This window comes from Microcoleus sp. N9_A1 (assembly GCF_036701795.1).
In the GTDB taxonomy this organism is placed as follows: Bacteria; Cyanobacteriota; Cyanobacteriia; order Cyanobacteriales; family Microcoleaceae; genus Microcoleus.
In genome coordinates, this window is the sequence record NZ_JAUBRI010000011.1 from 114,322 (window position 1) to 137,108 (window position 22,787).

General features: G+C 45.0%; 22 protein-coding genes. 10 read left to right on the forward strand and 12 right to left on the reverse strand.

Annotation, left to right across the window (positions count from 1 at the left end; all coding sequences use genetic code 11):
- Positions 1–241 precede the first annotated feature (241 nt).
- Entirely contained in the window at positions 242–1,441 is a 1,200-nt protein-coding gene (locus QUA58_RS07700) for a Coenzyme F420 hydrogenase/dehydrogenase, beta subunit C-terminal domain (RefSeq protein WP_333247668.1), read from the forward strand.
- A 95-nt stretch (positions 1,442–1,536) separates the two neighbouring features.
- Entirely contained in the window at positions 1,537–2,349 is an 813-nt protein-coding gene (locus QUA58_RS07705; RefSeq protein ID WP_333393549.1) for a leucine-rich repeat domain-containing protein, read from the forward strand.
- Positions 2,350–2,468: 119 nt separating this feature from the next.
- Here QUA58_RS07705 and QUA58_RS07710 read toward each other — a convergent pair whose 3' ends face one another.
- A complete protein-coding gene (locus QUA58_RS07710; RefSeq protein ID WP_333247672.1) occupies positions 2,469–2,840 on the reverse strand; it encodes a DUF2237 domain-containing protein in 372 nt (123 codons plus the stop codon).
- Between the two features lie 52 nt (positions 2,841–2,892).
- Positions 2,893–3,354, reverse strand: coding sequence for a GNAT family N-acetyltransferase (locus tag QUA58_RS07715; RefSeq protein ID WP_333393550.1), 462 nt, complete (start codon positions 3,352–3,354; stop codon positions 2,893–2,895).
- Positions 3,355–3,678: 324 nt separating this feature from the next.
- Here QUA58_RS07715 and QUA58_RS07720 point away from each other — a divergent pair, with 324 nt between their 5' ends.
- From QUA58_RS07720 to QUA58_RS07745, 6 genes are all read left to right on the forward strand, one after another.
- A complete protein-coding gene (locus QUA58_RS07720) occupies positions 3,679–4,263 on the forward strand; it encodes a TetR/AcrR family transcriptional regulator (protein WP_333393551.1) in 585 nt (194 codons plus the stop codon).
- A gap of 7 nt (positions 4,264–4,270) precedes the next feature.
- The gene (locus tag QUA58_RS07725; protein ID WP_333393552.1) at positions 4,271–5,776 is read left to right on the forward strand and encodes an HlyD family efflux transporter periplasmic adaptor subunit; all 1,506 of its coding nucleotides are present in this window, start codon (positions 4,271–4,273) and stop codon (positions 5,774–5,776) included.
- Positions 5,777–5,810: 34 nt separating this feature from the next.
- Positions 5,811–6,443 carry a Vat family streptogramin A O-acetyltransferase gene (locus QUA58_RS07730; RefSeq protein WP_333393553.1) on the forward strand — a complete coding sequence of 211 codons (633 nt, stop codon included), beginning with the start codon at positions 5,811–5,813 and terminating at the stop codon, positions 6,441–6,443.
- Positions 6,444–6,489: 46 nt separating this feature from the next.
- Complete coding sequence (locus tag QUA58_RS07735) at positions 6,490–6,825, forward strand: DUF2834 domain-containing protein (RefSeq protein WP_333247682.1); 336 nt, start codon at positions 6,490–6,492, stop codon at positions 6,823–6,825.
- Between the two features lie 245 nt (positions 6,826–7,070).
- Entirely contained in the window at positions 7,071–8,225 is a 1,155-nt protein-coding gene (gene devC, locus QUA58_RS07740) for an ABC transporter permease DevC (protein ID WP_333393554.1), read from the forward strand.
- Positions 8,226–8,286: 61 nt separating this feature from the next.
- Positions 8,287–9,024, forward strand: coding sequence for a DevA family ABC transporter ATP-binding protein (locus QUA58_RS07745; RefSeq protein ID WP_333247685.1), 738 nt, complete (start codon positions 8,287–8,289; stop codon positions 9,022–9,024).
- On the opposite strand, the gene QUA58_RS07750 is transcribed toward QUA58_RS07745, so the two are convergent.
- On the reverse strand, positions 9,014–10,261 hold the full coding sequence (locus QUA58_RS07750; protein ID WP_333247687.1) for a methionine gamma-lyase family protein: 1,248 nt from the start codon (positions 10,259–10,261) through the stop codon (positions 9,014–9,016). The genes QUA58_RS07745 and QUA58_RS07750 overlap by 11 nt on opposite strands.
- Before the next feature lie 80 nt (positions 10,262–10,341).
- On the opposite strand from QUA58_RS07750, the gene QUA58_RS07755 reads away from it, so the two are divergent.
- Entirely contained in the window at positions 10,342–11,154 is an 813-nt protein-coding gene (locus tag QUA58_RS07755; protein ID WP_333247689.1) for an acyl-CoA desaturase, read from the forward strand.
- A gap of 359 nt (positions 11,155–11,513) precedes the next feature.
- The gene (locus QUA58_RS07760; RefSeq protein ID WP_333247691.1) at positions 11,514–12,332 is read left to right on the forward strand and encodes a fatty acid desaturase; all 819 of its coding nucleotides are present in this window, start codon (positions 11,514–11,516) and stop codon (positions 12,330–12,332) included.
- Between the two features lie 301 nt (positions 12,333–12,633).
- On the opposite strand, the gene QUA58_RS07765 is transcribed toward QUA58_RS07760, so the two are convergent.
- The 9 genes from QUA58_RS07765 to QUA58_RS07805 form a co-directional block, all read right to left on the reverse strand.
- Entirely contained in the window at positions 12,634–13,479 is an 846-nt protein-coding gene (locus QUA58_RS07765) for an ABC transporter permease (protein WP_333247693.1), read from the reverse strand.
- Between the two features lie 286 nt (positions 13,480–13,765).
- Positions 13,766–14,677: an ABC transporter permease gene (locus QUA58_RS07770; RefSeq protein ID WP_333247695.1), complete on the reverse strand. Its 912-nt coding sequence runs from the start codon at positions 14,675–14,677 to the stop codon at positions 13,766–13,768.
- A 155-nt stretch (positions 14,678–14,832) separates the two neighbouring features.
- Positions 14,833–15,963: a spermidine/putrescine ABC transporter substrate-binding protein gene (locus QUA58_RS07775; RefSeq protein ID WP_333247696.1), complete on the reverse strand. Its 1,131-nt coding sequence runs from the start codon at positions 15,961–15,963 to the stop codon at positions 14,833–14,835.
- A 298-nt stretch (positions 15,964–16,261) separates the two neighbouring features.
- Positions 16,262–17,392 (reverse strand): ABC transporter ATP-binding protein, encoded by a 1,131-nt coding sequence (locus tag QUA58_RS07780; protein ID WP_333247699.1) that lies wholly within the window; start codon positions 17,390–17,392, stop codon positions 16,262–16,264.
- 257 nt (positions 17,393–17,649) lie between these two features.
- Positions 17,650–18,315, reverse strand: coding sequence for a DUF4340 domain-containing protein (locus QUA58_RS07785; protein ID WP_333393555.1), 666 nt, complete (start codon positions 18,313–18,315; stop codon positions 17,650–17,652).
- A gap of 120 nt (positions 18,316–18,435) precedes the next feature.
- Positions 18,436–20,520, reverse strand: a complete 2,085-nt coding sequence (locus tag QUA58_RS07790) for a Gldg family protein (RefSeq protein WP_333393556.1) — start codon at positions 20,518–20,520, stop codon at positions 18,436–18,438.
- Positions 20,521–20,564: 44 nt separating this feature from the next.
- Entirely contained in the window at positions 20,565–21,467 is a 903-nt protein-coding gene (locus tag QUA58_RS07795; RefSeq protein WP_333393557.1) for an Rpn family recombination-promoting nuclease/putative transposase, read from the reverse strand.
- Between the two features lie 192 nt (positions 21,468–21,659).
- Positions 21,660–22,460: an ABC transporter permease gene (locus tag QUA58_RS07800; RefSeq protein WP_333247707.1), complete on the reverse strand. Its 801-nt coding sequence runs from the start codon at positions 22,458–22,460 to the stop codon at positions 21,660–21,662.
- A 40-nt stretch (positions 22,461–22,500) separates the two neighbouring features.
- On the reverse strand, positions 22,501–22,787 hold a 287-nt coding region (locus QUA58_RS07805; RefSeq protein ID WP_333247709.1), incomplete at its 5' end, for a hypothetical protein.

Consider the following 22,787-nt stretch of genomic DNA (forward strand, 5'->3'; position numbering starts at 1 on the left):
TACAATTCGCTCTTACACAGCCAAAGTCCGCCTGCGAGGACTAAAACAGTAACAATATTCATCCCCAAAAATATAACATAGAGAAACCCGGTTTCTGTAGGGGGCGTACCCCCGTGTCCGCCTTGATTCGGGGTTTCTGATTACCAACGCCATTTTACGTTTAATTAGCACGACTACTGAATCGCCGGAATGGGTGTGATATCCTAACAAAAGCCGTTTCTCCATAAAATCCGCAATTTAGATGACCGCCATAGATTCGACTAAACACCAAAAATCTAAAGCCCTCAAACCAGGAAGCCGCCGCCCCGCGAAAGAGCTTTGTAGCGAGTGCGGTTTGTGCGACACATATTATATCCATTATGTCAAGGAAGCTTGCGCTTTCTTAACTCAGCATATCGCAGAACTAGAAGAAGAGATTCACGGGCGATCGCGCAATCTCGACAATCCCGACGATTGGTATTTCGGAGTCAGTCAAAATATGATGGCGGCCAAGAAAAAAGAACCAATTGAAGGTGCTCAGTGGACGGGAATTGTCAGCTCAATTGCGATCGAAATGCTAGAAAAAGGCATTGTTGAAGGCGTTGTCTGCGTCCAAAATACGAAAGAAGACCGCTTTCAACCGATGCCAATAATTGCGAGGAATCGCGAAGAGATTCTCGCAGCAAAGGTCAACAAACCAACTCTATCTCCCAACCTTTCAGTATTGGAACAAATCGAGAAGTCAGGGATGAAGCGGCTGTTAGTAATTGGCGTCGGCTGTCAAATTCAAGCTTTGCGAACAGTCGAAAAACAACTAGGTTTAGAAAAGCTCTACGTTTTGGGAACACCCTGTGTCGATAATGTCAGCCGCGCGGGATTACAGAAATTCCTAGATACGACTAGCCGCTCTCCTGAAACTGTGGTTTCTTACGAGTTTATGCAAGACTTTAACGTTCACTTCAAACACGAAGATGGTTCGAGCGAGAAAGTGCCGTTTTTCGGGCTGAATACTAAAGAATTGAAAGATGTTTTTGCTCCTTCTTGTTTGAGCTGTTTTGATTATGTGAATTCTTTAGCAGATTTAGTTGTGGGCTACATGGGAGCACCTTTTGGCTGGCAGTGGATTGTGGTGCGAAATGACACCGGGCAAGAGATGTTAGATTTGGTAACGGATCAGTTAAATACTCAGCCGGTGATGTCTAAGGGAAACCGAAAAGAAGCCGTTCAGCAAAGCATTCCGGCTTACGAAAAAGGAGTGACATTGCCGATGTGGGCGGCGAAGTTGATGGGGGTTTTTATTGAGAGAATTGGGCCGAAGGGTTTGGAATATGCGCGGTTTTCGATTGATTCTCATTTCACTCGCAATTATCTGTACGTGAAGCGGAATTACCCGGAGAAGTTGGAGGCTCATGTGCCGGAATATGCTAAGCGGATTGTGGGACAGTATAAGTTACCTGAGTGAGGCGGATAGACAGAGTTTTTAATAGCTGTTTTGCAGGGACACGGTATTACCGTGTCTTTGTTGTATACAGTTCAGAAAATTAGAGGTACAAGATTATGACACTTATATTTGCAAACAAACACATGAATTTATCAAAGTCGATCGCACTTGCTTGCTGTGCCATCCTAGCATTATCTGGAAGTGGAAGGCCTGCGAAAGCAGCAGAAGTGCGATCGGGAAACAAAACATTTGCTGAATGGTGTCGCGAAAAAGATTCTTTGAGTTATGAAAGTAAACATACTGTTGAGGTGCTGTTGCGGCAAGTTGAGACTACTGAGTGCGATGCGGCTAATCAGAAACTTTCGAGTCTCACCGCACTCTTCCTTTGGGGTAATCAAATCAGCGACATCAAACCTTTACAATCTTTGACTAACCTGATTACACTCCACATTAGTAACAGTCAAATCAGTGACATCAAACCGCTAGCATCTTTGCCTAACCTGATTACACTCTCCGTCGGCAACAATCTTCTGGGCGACATCAAACCCCTAGCATCCTTGACTAACCTGACTACTCTCCAACTCAACAACAATCTTTTGGGCGACATCAAACCGCTGGCATCTTTGACTAACCTGACTTGGTTAGACGTCAGCAACAATCAAATTATTGACATCAAACCGCTAGCATCCTTGACTAAACTGACTTGGTTAGATATCAACAATAATAAAATCAGCGACATCAAACCATTGCTATCTTTGACTAAACTGGCTGCGAGCGATCTCGAAAACAATCAAATCAATGACATCAAACCATTGCAATCCTTAACTAACTTGACTTGGTTACAACTCAGCGGAAATCCGATCGCCCCTAAAACCTGCCCTCTCAAACTAGAGTCTATCTGTAAGTGGGAACCACAAACTCAACCATAAAACTTTACAGTGACGCCCGATCGCACTTAAATATTTCATTCGCGAATGATAAATTTGGTGTTCATCAGAAAAACCCGATCGCCCTTATTGAGTAAAAGCGATCGCTCGAAAATTTTACACTACAAATCAGCAGCGTGTTCCTTCAATTCGTCCAAAGAAACGTATTCCAAAGTTAAAACGTGAGTCGCCGACAAAACCACGCGCGGCGCACATCCAGCATCCATTGCTTCCTTCCACCGAGAAGCGCACAAACACCAACAATCCCCTGGTTTCAATCCCGGAAATTTAAACTCAGGAACCGGCGTGCTCAAATCGTTTCCCATTCTTTTTGTGTATTTCAAAAAATCTTCTGTCAGTTGGGCGCAAACAGTGTGAGCCCCCAAATCCCCGCCGCCCGTATTGCATTTTCCGTCTCGATAATATCCCGTCATGGGCGACGTACAGCAAGTCTCTAATTTTCCGCCCAGCACATTTGTAGCTTCCGTCACCATCACAACTCCTCCGCAAAACTCTTCGATCTAATTTTACACAAAAGCTAGTTGTTTATAGATATTTTTCCATGACAAAGTTGATGAATTTTTGATCCCTCCGTTCTACTTCCTGCTTTCTAATCACAATAAATCCCCGGCTTTCAAAAAAAGCTCTAGCTGTAATGCTGGCTTCGGCAAATAACTTGTTAAGTCCTAAGTCTTGGGCTTTTGACTCAATTTCTGTTAAAATGAGCTTGCCAACTCCTTGTCTTTGAAAGTCTTTGTGACAGTAAAAGCGATCGATATGGCCGCTTACTTCTAATTCCCCAAAACCTGCAATTTGATCACCTTCTTCTGCTACGAAAGTAAATTTACTGCTTAAACTTTTAGTCCAACTTTCAATATCGATATCGGCTGGAGCCCAAGCATCTACTTGGGCTTTTGTGTAATCGCGGATATTGACTTCGTGCACGGTGTCGTAGAACAGTTTTACAATTTTTTGGGTGTCGCCGATTTCGTAGGTTCGGATTTTCATAATCATTCAGGTGCAGATTCGCACGATTGGCGGGTTTTGGACGGAGATTGATTGCGGGTGTTTGGGATTTTGGGCTAAACCCGCCCCGACAAATCGACTCTAAAAATAATTTTACTGCACCCCTTGACAAGCTCCGCTAGTCTGTGCAAGATTAATTATAACAACTGTTCGATATACCTTATTTTTCCAAGCTCAGCCACCAAAAGCCTGTTTTGTATTCGGTTATACTATATCGGATGTTCGATATAGGAATATTTAGTCGATCGCCCTTAAATCTCCGATAACCTAGGATCTGGAATCAAACATCAGAAGATAGATCGACCTATGCCAAAGATAGTTGACCGCGAATTGTACCGCAAAGAACTGCTGAACAAAAGTTTTGAGCTGTTTGCCGAAAAAGGCTATTCATCAGTCACAATGCGAGAAATTGCCTTGGGAATCGGAGTTTCTACAGGTACGCTTTACCACTATTTTTCTAGCAAAGAAAGTCTGTTCGAGCAGTTAATTGAATACTTGAGCTATGAAGATACCAAAGAAGAAGCGCTGGCAGAATTGGGAAATCCGCCAACCCTAGGAGAAAGGATTCAAGAAATCATGGATTATATTGGGAAAAATGAAGATTACCTTACTAAAAATTTTTTGATTACATTTGATTTTTGTCAACACAAAACGCGCCAAGAAATTGATAATAATCAGGCACTCCAGCAAGCGGAAAAGCGTTATGAAGAGGCAGTTTGTTGCTACTTGGGTATTTCCGATCCAGCAATTGCTATATTTATCATCAACTATGTTGACGGATTACTGGTAAGAAGGTTTTATCAAGGCGAAAGGATCTCTTTTGCGGAACAAGCGAATTTATTAAAAGAAATGATGCTGGCTTATTTAGAAAAAAAACAACCGCAAATATAGGAGGAATATGAATTTTCAATATTTCATCAAGCCTAAAAATAAATTGGTAATGGGATTAGTAATTGCTGGCGCTGCTATTAGTGTTGGTACAAGTATTTACGGCATTTCTCAGTTTGGATTTTTAGCTAAAAATGCTGAACCTTTACCCGTAGAAACGCCGCCGCCCAGGAAAATCACGGCATTGGGAAGATTGGAACCGCTGGGGGAAGTGATTCGCTTGGGAGTGTCGCAGACGTTAGATGGCGATCGCATTTCCCAGCTTTTAGTCAAAGAGGGCGATCGGGTGAAAGCAGGACAAGTTATCGCAATTTTGGATGCGCGCGATCGACTAAAATCTGTTTTAGATGAAACCCAAGAGAAAGTCAAAGTTGCTGAAGCCAGTTTAGCACAAGTAAAAGCCGGGGCAAAGTCGGGAGAAATTAGCGCCCAAGCAGCAACAATTGGCAAGCTAAAAGCTGAACAGCAAGGCAATATAACTGTACAAGAAGCAACAGTCGATCGCCTGCAAGCGCAATGGCAAGGCGACAGAAGCGCACAGGAGGCAACTATCAACCGAATCACGGCGCAGTGGCAAGGCGAGAGGAAGGCGCAGCAGGCAACAATTAGCCGGATAGCGGCACAATGGCAAGGAGAAAAAACAGCACAAATAGCAGCAATTAACAAGTTAGAAGCTGAGTCTAGTAATGCTAAAGCTGAAGACTTGCGACATCAACAACTTGCGGGTGAAGGTGCAATCTCTCAATCGGTAAGAGATACTAAGCGGCTGACATTAGAAACCAGCCGCCAGGAAGTTAAAGAAGCACAAGCCAATCTCAGCCGGATTAACAATACGGCAAAGCAGCAACTAGAAGAAGCGCAAGCAAACCTCGATCGCATTAACAATACAGCTAAGCAACAAATCAACGAAGCAGAAGCAAACTTAACTCGCATCAACAGGACATCTATCCAGCAGCTTAACGAAGCAGAAGCCACACTCAAACGCATTCAAGAAACGGGTAGCGAACAACTAGAAGAAGCGAAATCAACTCTTGACAAAATAGCCGAAGTGCGCCCCGTGGATGTGCAAGCTGCCGAAGCTGAAGTCAAAAGTGCGATCGCCCAAGTGAAGCGCGCCCAAACCGAGTTAAATCAAGCTTCCATCCGCACGCCCAATGCTGGAAAAATCCTGAAAATTCATACTCGCGCTGGTGAAAAAATTAGCGATGACGGCATTGCAGACTTAGGAAAAACTGACCAAATGGTAGTCGTTGCGGAAATTTATCAAACCGATATCAGCAAAATTAAGCTAGGACAAAAAGCAGCGGTTATTAGCCAAGCATTCTCAGGAGAGTTGCAGGGAACTGTCAAAGAGATTGCGTTAAAAGTAAGCAAACAAAATGTGTTTAGCAATCAACCGGGAGAAAACTTGGACAGCCGAGTAGTGGAAGTAAAAATTCACCTAAATCCTGAAGCTAGCAAACAAGTTGCGGGATTGACAAATTTGCAGGTACAAGTAGCAATTAAACAAAACTAAAGTCTTTACTAAAAACCTTGGAGGATTGAAAGTTATGGTAGAATTTGGCCCCGAACCGAACCGACCTTATCCGATGGCAGACCAGCGCAGGGTTTGCTTCATAAAAAACTTCATAAAATCCCCCAATATTATCGCCGGCGATTACTCATATTATGACGATCCAATCGATCCAGAAAACTTTGAGAAAAATGTACTTTACAATTACGGGAGTGAAAAATTAATTATTGGTAAATTTTGTGCGATCGCCACCAACGTCAAATTTATCATGAACGGTGCAAATCACAAAATAGACGGCATTTCTACCTATCCTTTTCCCATCTTTGGCAACGGTTGGGAAACAGCCATGAATCTATTAATCGAACTACCAAGTAAAGGCGATACAATTATTGGCAATGATGTTTGGATAGGCTATGAATCCGTGATTATGCCCGGAGTCAAAATCGGTGACGGTGCGATCGTTGCCGCCAAATCAGTTGTAGTAAAAGATGTTCCCGCTTACACAGTTGTCGGTGGAAACCCCGCAGGTTTAATCAAACAGCGTTTCAGCGATACCGAAGTTGCACAACTATTAGAAATTCGGTGGTGGGATTGGGAAATTGACAAGATTTCGCGCAATATTAACTTAATTATGCAATCTGATATTAAAGCGCTCAGTAATGCTGAGTAAACTCGCAAAGATAGCGATTTTAAATTAATAAAGTGGAGGTTTCCCAATGCTTCAAATTGCATACTTAGTTCTCTGCATTCTGGGCACTGCTTTGCCGTATTCCCAGTTTGTCCCGTTTCTCTTAGAAAAAGGGTTGAATGTTAACGCTTTCTTCGGACAATTGTTTGCGAATCAAATTTCCGGCTTTTTTGGCATGGACTTAATCGTGTCTTCCGTGGTTTTTTGGTTTTTTGTATTTAGCGAAGGTTCGCGTCTGAAAATGAAAAACTTGTGGATTTATATTGCCACTAACTTACTGGTTGGTGTTTCCCTGGGTTTGCCTTTATTTCTTCTAATGCGGCAACGTCAACTTGAACAAACAGCTTTAAGCGATCAACAATAAATAACTAATCACCAATTCCCAGTTTTCAATTCTCAATGCCAATGCTTCGACTTCGCTCCTATGCCCCAATACGGTTCAGTTAACACTGTTAATTCCCCGGAGATCCCCTAAATCTCCCTTAAGAAGGGGGACTTCGCAGCACCTTCTTGTTCCCCCCTTTTTAAGGGGGGCTAGGGGGGATCTGTCTTATCTGAACCGTATTGCCCAATGCCCAATTCCCCATTCCCCATTCCTAAACAAAGCTTATGTTTCGCAAAACACCCCTTGCTTGGTTGCAAGTAACTAGAGAAAAAACTCGTCTTGCTGTTGCTATCGCAGGAATTGCATTTGCAGATATTCTGATATTCGTGCAACTGGGATTTCAAGATGCACTATTCGACTCTGCCGTTAAGCCGCACCAAAGTTTACAGACAGATTTAGTTTTAATCAATCCTCAATTTGAAACTTTTGCTGCGGTAAAAGACTTCAACCGAGAGCGACTTTACCAAGCACAAGGAGTAGAAGGAGTAAAATCCGTTACTTCCTTATATATTGGTATGGGAGAGTGGCGAAACCCCACAACCCGCACTACTCGATCGATTTTAATTTTTGGAATCGACCCCGGCAACATAACATTTAATTTGCCTGATGTCAATCAAAAATTGCCTCAAATTCAAATGTTTAATCATGTGTTGTTTGACCAATCCTCTCGACCTGAATACGGCGAGATTGCCAATATTTTTCACATACAATCTACCCTCGAAACTGAACTCAATAAACGCAATATTCAAGTAGGAGGAGTCTTTACTCTCGGTACTTCCTTCGTGGCTGACGGTAATGTCATTGCCAGCGATTCTACATTTATGAATTTATTTCCAGAACGAAAACCAGATGAAGTTGATGTTGGCTTAATTAACCTAAAACCGGGGGCTGACATCCAAAAAGTTCAGTCAATGCTCAAAGCTATATTGCCCGATGATGTGAAAGTTTTAACCCTAGCAGAGTTTGCAGAAATTGAAAAAGCTTATTGGGCAAATGCTACTCCGATCGGCTTTATTTTCGGATTCGGTACAATCATCGGATTCATTGTTGGGCTGATTATTGTTTACCAAATTCTTTACTCCGACGTTTCCGATCACTTGGCGGAATATGCGACTTTAAAAGCAATGGGATATAGCGATCGCTATTTAGTCGAAGTCTTAATTCAGGAAGCTCTGCTATTAGCTGTTTTAGGTTTTATGCCGGGAATTGTTTTAGCCAACGGACTGTATTCGCTAGCACAATCTGCCACTTTACTGCCAATTGCGATGACAACAAATCGAGCCGTTGTAGTGTTAAGTTTGACGATCGTGATGTGTACCGGTTCCGGCGCCCTCGCCCTTCGCAAACTCCAATCAGCCGACCCCGCAGACATCTTCTAATCTGCGTTCATCAGCGTCAATCTGCCTGCATCTGCGGTCAAAAAAACTCCCAAAAATCACCATGCAAACCTTAAATTTCCCCGCTAACCCAACCACCGTAACCGAACCAGTAATTTCAGTCCAAAAACTCAACCATTACTTCGGTCAAGGCTCCCTTAAAAAACAAGCCTTATTTGACATAAATCTCGACATCAACCCCGGAGAAATAGTCATTATGACGGGGCCCTCGGGTTCGGGGAAAACAACTTTATTGACGATGTTAGGCGGTCTGCGTTCGGCTCAAGAAGGGAGTCTCAATATTCTGGGGGAAGAAATACGCGGCGCTAGTAAGAATCAGTTAACTAAGTTGAGAAAGCAAATTGGTTATATTTTTCAAGCGCATAACTTGATGACGTTTTTGACGGCTAAGCAAAATGTGCGGATGTCTTTGGAATTACATAAGGAAATGCTGAATCAGAATATGGATGCTTTGTCAATATCAATGTTGGAAGCTGTGGGTTTGACCGATCGCGTTAATTATTACCCTGAAAATTTGTCGGGAGGACAAAAACAAAGGGTGGCGATCGCCCGCGCGTTAGTCAGTCGCCCTAAAATAGTTTTAGCGGACGAACCTACCGCGGCTTTAGACAAACAATCCGGGCGAGATGTGGTGGAAATCATGCAGAAACTAGCAAAGGAACAAGGCTGCACGATTTTGCTAGTGACGCACGACAACCGCATTCTCGATATTGCCGATCGAATTATCTACATGGAAGACGGCCGTTTAGCAACAAATCCGGATCGGGTAATTAGTGATTAGTTATTTTATTTGCCGGGCCCACAGCCTCGATCGCAGCTTCCAGGGCTATCGATACATGAGTCCAATGAGTTCCCCCCTGACAAAAACCCACGTAAGGCTCGCGCAGAGGCCCGTCAGCCGAAAACTCCGACGTACTCCCATCAATAAAAGTACCCCCAGCCATCACTAACTGACTTTCATACCCGTGCATCGGCGCCGGTACGGGATCTAAATAGGAACCGACGGGGGAATTTTGCTGAACCGCACGACAAAAAGCAATTAACTTATCAGCAGAACCGAATTCGATCGCCTGAATCACATCTCGTCTTCTAGCCAAAGGCATAGGATTCACTCGATAACCCAACTTATAAAAAACATAAGCCGTTAAATGATTGCCCTTCATCGCCTCCCCCACACAACCCGGAGCCATAAACAAACCCTGAAACAGCAACCGATTCAAATCAAAAGTTGCACCGCCACTGCTGCCGATTCCCGGCGCCGTCAAGCGACAAGTTGCCGCCTCCACCAAATCAGCCCTCCCGGCGACGTAACCGCCAGCAGGGACGATCGTACCCCCCGGATTTTTAATTAAAGAACCAGCCATCAGATCCGCACCCACAGCAGTAGGTTCGCAATCATCAACAAACTCCCCGTAACAATTATCAACAAAGCAAATTGTGTTAGGATTCTGATGTTTGACTATGGCGACGATTTTTTCAATCTCAGAAATAGACAAACTCGATCGCCAAGAATAACCGCAAGAGCGCTGGATCAAAACCAGACGAGTCTTTGCTGAAATAGTAGAGCTCAATGTCTGCCAATCCACACTTCCTTCGCGAGTTAGAGGCAACTCACGGTAACTAATGCCAAACTCAATCAGTGAACCTTGACCTTGCCCCCGCAAGCCGATCACTTCTTCTAAAGTATCGTAGGGAGAACCAGCCACTGCCAACATTTCGTCACCAGGACGCAGGATGCCAAAAAGAGCACAGGCGATCGCGTGAGTACCCGAAACAAACTGTACCCGGACAGCCGCGGCCTGGGCCCCTACCACTTCGGCAAACACCCCGTCCAAAGTCTCCCGACCCAAATCATCGTGGCCGTAACCCGTAACCCCTGCAAAATGGTGGACTCCAACCCGGTGGCTGCGAAAAGCTTTTAAGACTCGTTGAAGATTTTGCTTGACTGTAGTGTCAATACCAGAAAAAATCTGAAAGAGTGCCTGTTCTGCTTCCTGTAGCCGTGAAACGCTATTCATCTATACCTCGCTCACCCTTTGCGTGCGCGCTGTTCATTATGGCGTAGATGCGGCCCCTAGTTTGTAAACATAATATATTCATGACGATTGCAACTTCCAAAAAAACTTCTCCTGATTGGCCTGTCATAGGCTTTATGGCCTTTCTGCACATCGGTGCTTTATTTGCTTTGCTGCCGGGTAATTTTAGCTGGTCTGCGGTCGGGCTAGCAGTATTCCTGCATTGGGTAACAGGTGGTTTAGGAATTACTCTCGGATTTCACCGCCTTGTCACCCACCGCAGTTTTCAAACACCGAAATGGCTAGAGTATTTTCTAGTTATTTGCGGTACTCTTTCCTGTGAAGGTGGCCCGATCGACTGGGTAGGAATGCACCGGTTACACCACATACATTCCGACACTGAGACAGATCCCCACGATTCAAATCAAGGCTTCTGGTGGAGCCACATGGGCTGGATGCTCTCGGATCTACCGATCAGAGTAGAAATTCCCCGCTTTACCAAAGACATCGGCGACGACCCAGTATACAAGTTTCTCCAAGCATATTTTATACCCATCCAAGTTGTCTTCGGCGTGTTGCTTTATTTATTAGGCGGCTGGTCTTTCGTGGTTTGGGGCGTGTTTATGCGGATCGTGGTGGTGTTCCACTGCACTTGGCTGGTTAACAGCGCTACCCACAAATTCGGCTACCGCACCTACGAGTCGGGCGATGGCTCGACCAACTGCTGGTGGGTTGCTGTCCTCACCTACGGCGAAGGCTGGCACAACAACCACCACGCCTTTCAATACTCTGCTCGCCACGGTCTTCAATGGTGGGAAATCGACTTCACCTGGATGACAATTCAACTGCTGCAATCGCTGGGTTTGGCAACCAAAGTGAAATTAGCAGAAAAATAGCGATCGGCAATTAGTCATTGGTTGTCGGTCATCAGTTCTGGACTAATGGCTCGCGACCAATGCCTAATGCTGTTTTTTCGATCGGGTAAAGGTTGGGTTGAACTGAGATTGAATCATCTTGTGCGATCGACCCAACCAAAACCAGAATCAGTTATAATATAATTGGGAACAAAAAATTTTGTTTCGCAGCCAAAATTTTTAATTTCACAATAAAAACGTAAATCTTTTTCAATCCTCATCCAAAATCTATCATTGATTCTTTATTAGTTTGGGCAAGCGTGCACCAAAACAGTTCGCGACTCAATCCAAACTCTTATACGTGAATTCCAGTCTGCATCTCATCAGAAATCAAAAAAAGAATGACAATAGCAACACAAGACAAACTTCAATACAATTGGAAGCACGTTATTAGTTTAGCAGGACTGCATATCGGAGCTTTGTTCGCATTGCTACCGAGTAACTTCAACTGGACAGCAGTTGGTTTAACAGTATTCATGCACTGGATCACCGGCGGTTTAGGAATAACTCTCGGATGGCACCGCCTGCTCACCCACCGCAGCTTTCAGACACCAAAATTCGTAGAATACTTTCTAGCATTTTGCGGGGCCCTTGCCTGTCAAGGAGGAATAATTGATTGGGTTGGGTTACACCGTTTACACCACACCCACTCTGACCAAAATGCGATCGACCCTCACAACGCCCAGAATGGTTTTTGGTGGAGTCACATCGGCTGGATGCTGTATAAAGGCCCCGCTCACGCTGAAATTTCCCGCTGCACAAAAGACATTTCCAGCGATCCATTTTACAAATTTTTGCAAAATTACTTTCTCCCCATGCAAATCGTCTTTGGCGTGTTGCTTTACTTAGCAGCAGGCTGGTCATTTGTAGTTTGGGTAATTTTTGCCCGCTTAATTTTGGTATATCACTGCACGTGGTTTGTCAACAGTGCAACTCACAAATTTGGCTACCGCACTTACGACACTAAAGATAGTTCTACTAACTGTTGGTGGGTTGCGGTTTTGACTTACGGCGAAGGCTGGCACAACAACCACCACGCTTTTCAATACTCCGCCCGTCACGGTATGAAATGGTGGGAAATTGACTTTACTTGGATGACAATTCAAGTCTTGGAAGCACTCGGTTTAGCCAGTAAGGTGAAATTACCAGCAGCAAAATAAGCTGTTGCGGCATTTAGATTGAATTTGTGGGGGCGGGCTTCTAGCCCACCCCACAATAATTTAAATGCGGATTAACTAAAAAGGTGAGGTAGCAGTAAAAACTACAAACTTAGGAAATAATGTCATTGCGCTTCGGGAAAGCAATCCCAGGGACTTGAGATTGCCACCCATAGCTCACAATGAAAAAAACATAATCCAATACCCTTGCGACAACAACCATAAATAAAATTAGCAAAAAAGCCCTAACCAAGCGTACTGTCAACTGTCAACTGACAACTGACAACTGTCAACTGTCAACTGACTAATGAGACCGTTTTTGGTCGCTGCGGCCGCGCAAATATTCTGCTAAAAATGCCAATCCTCCCGAACCTACTATCAACAGCACGCTGAGAGCATTAATATCAGGTTTCACCCCAGTCCGAATCCGGCTAAAAATTTCCATCGGCAGAGTTGTAGTCCCGCTACCTGCGGTGAAACTCGCAATCAAAAAATCGTCCATGCTGAGGACAAAAGACAGCAGACAACCAGAAACAATCCCGGGTATTAATTGAGGTAACAAAACCTGAATAAAAGCTTCAACAGGTGTTGCACCCAAATCTAAGGCAGCTTCTTCTAAATAGGGGTTTAAATCCGCCAATCTAGTAGAAACAGCTAGGGCGATGTAAGCCAGACAAAATACAACGTGGGCGGCGACAATTGTCCACAAACTCAGAGGAATAGCGAGGGCTGCTAAAAATACTAGAGTGGCAACCGCGCTGGCAATATCTGGAATAATAATCGGCAAGTAGGAAACACCCTGATATAAACTTTTCCCCGGAAAGCGGTAGCGGGCTAAACCAACGGCCATTAAAGTTCCGAGTACAGCCGAGATTGCAACTGCACAAACAGCGACTGTTAAACTGTTTCTGAGGGCAATTAATATCCGCGTATCGCTAAATAATTTAACGTACCAATCTAAGGTGAATCCTTCCCAGCCGGCGCTAAAGCGCGATTTGTTAAAGCTGTAAAATGTGAGTACCAGGATGGGCAGGTACATATAAAAAAACATCAAAACGGCAAATATTACCTGCCAAGAAACCTTAAATTTAGGTTTTAAGTACATATCGGCTTGTATTTCCTCCTGTGGATTGTCGGCGGTATTTTCCATGTCTCATTATTAATCGGGAATTAGGAATTAGGAATTGGCAATCGAGAATTGGGAATGGGGAATTGATAATTGGTAATCTGGGAAGATAAGCATTGATTGTTGTCAGTTTACATTTTTTATTGGTTATTATTGATTTGCGAAACATATCAATAACCATTAACTAGCAACTACCAATCAATCAATCAATCAATCAATAAGTAATGTCAACTGTCAACTGTCAACTGTCAACTGACTAAACTGTCAACTGTCAACTGTCAACTGACTAAACTGTCAACTGTCAACTAACTTAAACTGCATTACGATCGCCATATTTGAGCAAAAGGGCAATTCCGATACTCACTGCAAAAATTAATACCATACTCAGAGCCGAACCCAGCCCCCAATTTTGTGTTGCTCCCAAAAACTGATTGTAAATCAAACGAGCGGCTGTCATGCTGGAAGCTCCACCGAGCAACTCGGGATCGACAAAATCGCCCAGACAGCTAATAAATACTAGCAAAGAACCCGCCGCAATCCCCGGCATTGTCTGGGGTACTGTCACTTTCCAGAAAGTTTCTATCGGATTCGCGCCCAAATCTTGAGATGCTTCTAACAATCTGCGATCGAGCTTTTCCAAAGAAGCGTAGAGAATTGTTACAATATATGGCAAATAGCTGTAAGCCATGCCGATGAGAACGGCGGAACTTTGATTTAACAATTCTAGAGGAGGGATGCCTACAAGGGCTAAGACCGAGTTGAGAACGCCCGTAGGACGCAGTATTGTAATCCAAGCATACGATCGCAACAGCGAAGAAGTCCACAGCGGCAACACAAAGCCCAACAATGTTAAATTCCGCCACTTCGGCGAGACATTGATGGCGATCCAGTAAGCGACGGGAAAGCCCAGCAACAAGCACAGAATAGTCGTTCCCGTTGCGAAAAAGAGCGATCGACCCATCACCTGCAAATTCAGCGGTTCAAACACTCGCAGATAGTTGCCGATTCCCGAAGGATTCACCAAATCTCCCGGCTTAATATTTGGTACTAAGCTAAGCTGAAAAATTACCAGAGTTGGTATTACTAATAATAAAACTAGAAACAACCCAGAAGGGCCGAGCAATGCTAGCGGCCCAGCCCACGACGACCACGGGGAGGCGGTTTCAGCTTTCACTGGAGATGTGGGAGGAATCGGAGGGGGAGCTTTGGTGGAAACAGCCATAAATAATAGTTTGGATTTTTTAACCGCTGATGAATGCGGATTAACGCGGATCTAATACGGATGGATGCAGTGGGCGATCGGCGGTGAGGGCGGATGGATGTAAAATTTGGATAAAAGTCAGAGATTGCGTGTAAAGTCCGCCCTACAGGTGAGGATCAGCCGCTGGTTAATTGAGTCCAGTAGCGATCGTACACTTCCATAAATTTCCCTACCGGAGCAACACCTTCGCAATTTCTTAAAACAGCTTCCGAAGGGAAAAGAATTTGGTTTTCCCGGACTTCCGGCGTTAACAAACTATAAGCATCTTCCGAAGGAGTTGAAAAACTCAGCCGTTCGACTAAAGAAGCAGCGATATCTGCTTGTAGCATAAAGTTCATCCATTTATAAGCTGCTTCGGGATTGGGAGCACCTTTAGGAATTACTAAAGTGTCAGTCCATAAAGAAGAGCCACTTTTTGGCACGACATAGCGCAATTTATCGTTATCTGGAATTACTTCATTAGCATCAGAAGAATAACACATGGCTACCTTCAAATCTCCTGTCAGTATTTGAGGCCGCCAAGCGTCAGTCGTAAAAGATGCGATCGCCGGTTTGAGCTCCACCAACTTTTCGTAAGCTTGTTTCACTTGCTCTTGGTTCGTAGAATTCAAAGAATAGCCCAGCATCCGCAACGCAGCGCCCATGACTTCTCGAACATCACTCGCCAGCGTCATTCGCTTTGCTAACTCTTGTTTGTGCTGCCACAAATAGTCCCAATCTTCTGGCTCTTCTTTGAGTTGTTCGCTGTTGTAAATCAAGCCTGTGGTTCCCCAACTCAAAGGCACACTGTAGCGATTTCCTGGGTCATAGACAGGGTTTTGGAACTGTTTTTTGAGCCGATCAATCCCGCCCAAAATCGAGTGGTCTAATGGGCTTAACAGCCCAAGTTCCGTCATTTGAACCACCATGTAATCAGATGGGTAAATGATGCTGTAGGCGCGGGCGCCACCGGCTTGAACTCTCGCCAGCATCTCTTCGTTGGAGCTAAACACGTCGGCCACTACGCGAATGCCAGTTTTTTCGGCAAAGCGATCAAGCAAAGCGTTATCGGTATAGCCTGCCCAAGTATAGATGAAAAGTTGGTCTGCCGAACCTTTGACGGGAGGAGCAGATTGTACGTCTGCAAGTCGCCAGCCACAACTCGAAAGAGCTAACCCGGAAATTGTCGCCGCCGAATTTTTTAGGAACTGACGGCGTGTAGAATTAGCCGGGAAAATCCTGGAAATTGGTAAGTTAGTCGGAGGCACAGTTAGATTTTAGATTTTAGATTTTAGATTTTAGATTGGGGAATTGGTAATTGAGAATTGGGCATTGGGAATTAGTAATTGGGAATTAGTAATTGGGAATTAGTAATTGGGAATTAGTAATTGGTAATTGGGAATTGGGCATTGGGAATTGGTAATTGAGGATTGGTAATTGGGAATTCTCCCTCTCTCCCATTCTCCCTCTCTCCCATTCTCCCTCTCTCCCATTCTCCCTCTCTCCCTCTCTCCCTCTCTCCCTCTCTCCCCCTCTCCCATTCTCCCCCTCTCCCATTCTCCCTCATTATTTTCGATCGCCCAAAGCAAGGCAATCAGTAGTTCCCCAGTAAGCATAAATCGGCGTGTTCTGGTCTGGGAAAGAGCCGCCGGTATTTGGCTGGCGCACCGTAATTTTATCGCCCGAGGTCAACTCAACCACATAATGAACGTGAGTGCCCATGTACATAGTATTTTTGAGCCGCCCTTCAAAACAGTTGACCGACACTTCCGGCTGGTATAGATTCAAATATACTTTTTCCGGCCGGACGCTGACTACCACAGAGTCGCCTGTGACACCATTCCACATATCTGACTGCTGAACGATTATTTTCAGATTGGCCGAGGTGCGAACTGTGAGAGTTGATCGGTCGATCGACTCCACCGTACCAGAAAACAAATTCGTATCCCCAATAAAATCCGCCACAAAAGCCGTCTGCGGACACTCATAAATTTCTTCGGGTGAACCAATTTGCTCAATTCGGCCCTCGTGCATCACCGCAATCCTGTCTGACAGACTCATCGCCTCTTCTTGGTCGTGAGTCACCATCACAAAAGTCAAGCCTAATTCTTGATGCAAATTCGACAGTTCCAACTGCATCTGCTTCCGCAACTTCAAATCCAGAGCCCCCAGCGGTTCATCTAGCAGCAGAACCGCCGGTCGATTTACCAGAGCTCTCGCCAAAGCCACCCGCTGCTGCTGGCCGCCCGACATTTGACCGGGAAACCGATTGGCGAAAGATTCCATTTTCACCAATTGCAAAACTTCCCGTACCCGTTCTTCAATTTCCGCTTTCCCCAGCTTTTTAATCCGCAGTCCAAAAGCGATATTGTCCCAGACATTCATGTGTCCGAACAAAGCATAGCTTTGAAACACGGTATTGACCGGACGGCGGTAAGCTGGAGTGTTGGTCATCGACTGGCCCCGAATCATCAATTCGCCCGCCGAGGGAGTCTCGAAGCCAGCGATTAAACGCAGCGTCGTAGTCTTGCCGCAGCCGGAGGGGCCGAGAATACTAAAAAATTCTCCTTGTCGAATGCTGATGTCAACTCCGCGAACTGCGGTTTCGCCGTTAAATACCTTAAAGACCTTGCGGAGTTCAACGTCAAGCGCTGTATCCGTTGCTGTCGTACCTTGGTTGAGTGCTGTCTGAAACATATTCGCCCTTTCCTGGGGGTAATGCACGCCACTTAAATACAGTTTAAGTTTAGACTTTTCTGTATTTTAGGTGAGGAATGTTCGATGTAACAGGTTTTGGGATTTGTTCTTTAAATTCTATCTCAGAGCGCACCATTCTCAGCAACAGGCTTTCCGGCCTGTTCCACAAGAAAATTCACTCTTTGTGGAACAGGCCGGAAAGCCTGTTCATAAAAGACTTATTGAGAATCGTGCAACATCTCAGATAGAACTGCCATCTATTTATTCTCAGGACTTGGCGTGGGGGATGGTTTTTGCGGTTTATCTGTTTTGGGTTCTTCTGCTTTTTTCCACTCTGACAAAGGTCGCTGGACGGCATTTTTAAAGTCAAAAGGCACTAGCAGCACGGGCAAATTTTCGGCTGAATTTTGAGGGGACGCTTCCGGCGGATTGGCTTGAGCGTACAAGAAGCGGCCGCTAAAGTCTGTTTTGCCTAAAACTAAACGATGAGTTTCCTGGTTGTCCAGCTTGACTGTGACTGTAGCTTGGGGTTTGTCTAGACCGAATTCTGGGAGTTTAGCCGCAGTAGTATTAATCGTGCGATCGCTCTTTCCTGTTGCCAGCCTGTCTAGCAAGAAATCCACCGATGCCTGACTCGCGTGTGCTTGCACTGGCAATTTCATTTCCCAGCTAGACTTGCCTCCTTTTGTAGCATAAACTCGCTCAAAAGTCAAGATTTTTTCGGGAGTTTTGACTGTAAAGAATTGTATGCGATCGGAGTTAAAAGCAAAAATTTTCTGTTTTTCTTCCTTAGCGGCTTCCTGTTTCGGAGATACTTGCATCTCGAACAAAGCAACCAACCCAGTCATGCTCAACGCGACGGCTATCAATACTAATGTATTTTTCTGCAATTTCATAGTAACTGGGAATTGGGCATTGGGCATTGGGAATTGGGCATTGGGTATTGGGGAGTCTGTTATTAATAACAACTGACAACAGTCAACTGACAACTGCCAACTGTCAACTGTCAACTGTCAACTGACAACCGTCAACAGTCAACTAACTTATCTTCTCTTCCACCAGATAGCGCCGCCAATTCCAAGTCCGAGTAAAGGCCACATTAGCCAAGCTAAAACCAGCAATCCTACTTGGATGGTAGTCATGTTAACGCGGCGGTTGGTAGCTTTTTTCGGACTGATAGAAAAGCTTTGTTGGTCTGGTTTACTCAACCAACTGACTGAATTGAGAAACACGTCGCTATTGAGTTGTTGGTCAAACCAACCGTTAGTCACAAATTGAGATGTGCCAATTACTACCATTCGCGATGTTTTTCTAGGAGTTGAAGGCACAGAAGGAGTTGCCGTTGGACTGGGAGATGCTGTGGGTGTTGGTGTTGGCGAACTTTCCGGAGATTCTGTGGGAGATGCTGTCGGTGTTGGCGAAGTCGTCGGTAATGCTGGAGGCGTAGCTTCTTGCGAGACAATCACCGAATAGCTGATTGGGGAAGCTGTTGGCGAAGTTGTCGGTGATGGTGAAGTTGTCGGTGATGGTGAAGTTGTCGGTGATGGTGAAGTTGTCGGTGATGGTGAAGTTGTCGGTGATGGCGAAGTTGTCGGTGATGGCGAAGTTGTCGGTGATGGCGAAGTTGTCGGTGATGGTGAATCTATCGGTGATGGTGAATCTATCGGTGATGGCGAAGTTGTCGGTGATGGTGAAGTTGTCGGTGATGGCGAAGTTGTCGGTGATGGTGAATCTATCGGTGATGGTGAATCTATCGGTGATGGTGAAGTTGTCGGCGACGGTAAAGTTGTCGGAGATGCTTGGGGTGAAGGCGTGACCGGTGTTGGTGAAGGTGAGGGCTTTAAGGGAGTGCTGTCAGTGGACGATCGCACTAAAGCCACACCTAATAATAGCGGGCCTTGTCGATCGGTCTTCTGATCGAACTCCAATTTCTTAGTCGTCAAATCGCTTTCCGCCCAACTTTCCTGACTCGTCCAAATCAGCGGTTTTTCCTCTATCCCTTCTACTGGCGAGGTTTCCAAAGCACGCGCAAATGGATAAAATGAAATACCGTTGCCAAAACTTTGAGTAATCGGATGTTCGCCGTAGCGCCTGACGGTGGGAACCGTGGGGCCCAGACCAAATCTTTGACCAGTGCCCGAAGCATCGATGGCCAAACGGGTGTCTAGTTTTACGCCCCATTCTTGCAGCATTTTGTCCAATCCCGTATCAATTGCCGGGTCTACCATTAACAATAAACTGCCGCCACGATCGAGATAAGCTTTTAGTGCTTTAATTTCTGTATCGGAAAACGGTTTGTCCTGCCCCGGAACGATTAAAGCATCTGCATCTTCTGGCACTTCTTTTCGTTCTGTCAAATTCAGCGTTTGGGCGTTGTAGTATTTATCTTTCAGAGCTTTTTCAGCTTGCTGAATTCCGCCTTGACCTTCCTTTAGCGGGCGGGCTCCTTTGCCTTGCAAAAAGTAAACTGTAGCAACGCGAGTGCTCAGGATTTCTTCTAAGCCATTGGTAAGTTTGATCTCTGAAAGCCCTTGATTTGGGTCGCTACCAAAAGTAGTGCCACCTTTTTGCAGTACCTGTTTTTTCTCGCCGGATTGCAGGTAAACTTCTCCGATGCTAGTAATACTAAATTCCCGCGCTTTTCCCGGTTGGGCCTGCGGGTCAACAAACTCGAATTGAAACTTTTCGCCTCCCTCGCGTTTGTAGCTTTGCAACAATTCTTTGATTTGGGGGTTTTGGATGGGGTCAAATACCCAAACTTTGACTGTTTGTTGCAGGTTTCGCAGTATTTGTTGAGTCTGGGGGGCAAGGGTAAATTGTTGGCTTTCGGTTAAGTCGATGCGGACGGGATAGCGAACGGCTATGAAGTTAATTACTCCGAGAATCACAAAGACGGCGAGGGTGGCAATCAGGGCGTTGGTGCCCGCTTGAGTGGAACGCTGCCCCCAAAAGCTTTGTTCGTAACTCAAATATAGCAGCCAAAGTGCGATCGTCACTGCTCCGGCAATAACTAAACCGACTGTCAGGGGGTCCCATACTCCAGATACAAGTGCTGCTGTTACCCCCGCTGCGATGAGGAGGGGGCCCAGCAAAAAAACGTATTTCCAATTTGTTTTGCTAATTTTCATAATGTAAATATTGAGGGAAAATTTTCCGGGTCGAGGATGTTATTCTATATCGCATTAGTCTGCAACCATGCTGTTAAATCTGACGGATTGTTAAAATCCAGCACGGCATCTCCTAGTTCTTCTAATTCCTGTATACCTAATTGACGGATGCAGTTTTCGGTTTCCGGTTGTATTGTGCCTAAACGCCGCACTAGCTGACGCAATATTAACGAGAGTTGAGCGGTTTTTGTCACCTGTTCTCTTGCTACATCTATGGCAATCTGCTGGTCTTGAATCCACAGTTCTTGCTTCTGCAATTCATTTAATTCTTCCTGAGTGAAGTTTTCCCCGCTGGCAATTCTAAAAGCTTTCTGAATTTCGGGAACTGCACTGAGTGTTTCTGGTACTGTCTCCAAAGTGCTGGTATTTTCGAGAAAGTAAATCCATTGGTCGGCGGTTGTTTCTAATTCTGCTAATTCCTTGCTAAATTTGGGCAGTTCGATAAATACTAATTCTATTTCAGTATCTGGACACTCAAACTGTTGCTCTTTTTCTTGGAAAACAAACCGTGACATAAATTCCGGCTGATTTTCAAACATTTCAAAGTCGGCAATTTTTAAAGAAATTACTGTTTTTAGTCTTTCGTAGCGTTCTTTTCCTGTTAATTGCTGGCTGTAGCTTTTGGCAGCGTTGTACAAAACTCTATTGCCGAAGGAAGGCACGTTGAGGAGTTGAATTTCAACTAGGGCGATTCTGCCGCCGTTAATTGTGGCTTTGACATCTAGGTGTGTGTCTTGGGTTGCGAGAGTTTGAGGTTCTGGTTGGGAGTTGATTATTTCTAAGTCTTCGATGACAGGCTGTGCTTCATAAAGGATGGCGTTTAAAAAATTAATCAGGATGTCTTTGCTGTCGCTGGAACCGAATATTTTTTTGAACGCAAAGTCGATTTTTGGATTGATAAATCTCATTATTTCAAGAAATTAGTGGAATAACTAACATTAATTGGGAATGGGGCATTGGCCAAACAGGGCATTGGGCATGTTGCCCGCTCGCGAAGTCGAAGGGTGGGCATTGGTGGTGTCTCCTTTAATGTGCAACTCTCCAAATCTCCTATTTTCCCACTCTTTCCTCTTTATTCCCCGAAGCCTTGCCTGATACTTTTAAGAACGCTGATATCGCAAGGCATCGATGGATTGGGCGGTCAGAAATACTCCTAAAATGATGTAACTGGCAAACATAATTAAACTGCTGGTATCGAAAACTCCCTTGACAAGATTGGTGTAATTTGTTAGGAGGGACAAATGTCCTAATGCTGTTCCGAAGGGACCACCGATACCGACGGCGGCTGCATCGATCACCCAGAGAAATAATACTAGAGTGAAGGTGAGGATGGCGGATAAAATTGTGCTGTCGGTGAGGGAGGAAATAAACATTCCGAGGGACAATACTCCTGCTGCTAGTAATATTAAGCCGCCGTGTCCTAGCAAAAGAACTCCGGGGGGTACGGGTGGGGTTGAGGAACTGAGGGCGATCGCCTCGCAGAACAGCAGGGGCAGCAACATTGTGGTATAAAATGTTAAAACGCCGAGGAGTTTGCCGGTAGCAACTGCCCAGTTTGTTAATGGCGATGTGGCTAATAGTTCTAAGGTGCCACGTTTGCGTTCTTCTGCATAAAGTCCCATTGAGAGTGCGGGTAATACGAACAAGGAAAGGGAACCCATTATTCGCAGAAATAGTTGCAGGAATTCGTAGGCTACGTCTATGGGAGGTTCGGTAATTCCCATTTGGTCTCGCTGGCCGATTTGGGGAATCAACCCGTCGGGGGCGAGGAGGATGGCTATTAAAAAGTAGCCGGTGATTAGCCAAAAGACTGCTGCGATGGCATAGGCTAATGGCGAGGCAAAATAGCTTTGTAGTTCTTTGCGGTAAATTGCGACAATATTACTAATCATTACTAACATTTAGGATTTGGGAATGGGTAATTGGCCATTGGTAATTGGTTCATTCTGAGTCGCCTGCGGGTGGTGTTTCGCTGTCGTCACTGTCCTGTTGTTGTTTTTCTATTTGTCGCTTTTTGGTAAGAGGTGGCTCTTCTGGTCGAGAATCGCTACTCGGTTGTGGCTTTTTTTTAAGTGGCCGATTTTTTACAACTGGTTCGGATTCTGGTTGAGAAGGCTCTAGCGACTTTGGCGCATCTAAAATCAGTTCGGATTCTGGTTGAGAAGGCTCTAGCGACTCTACCGTTTCGACAATGAGCAGATTTTCGACAACCGGTTCTGGTTGAGAAG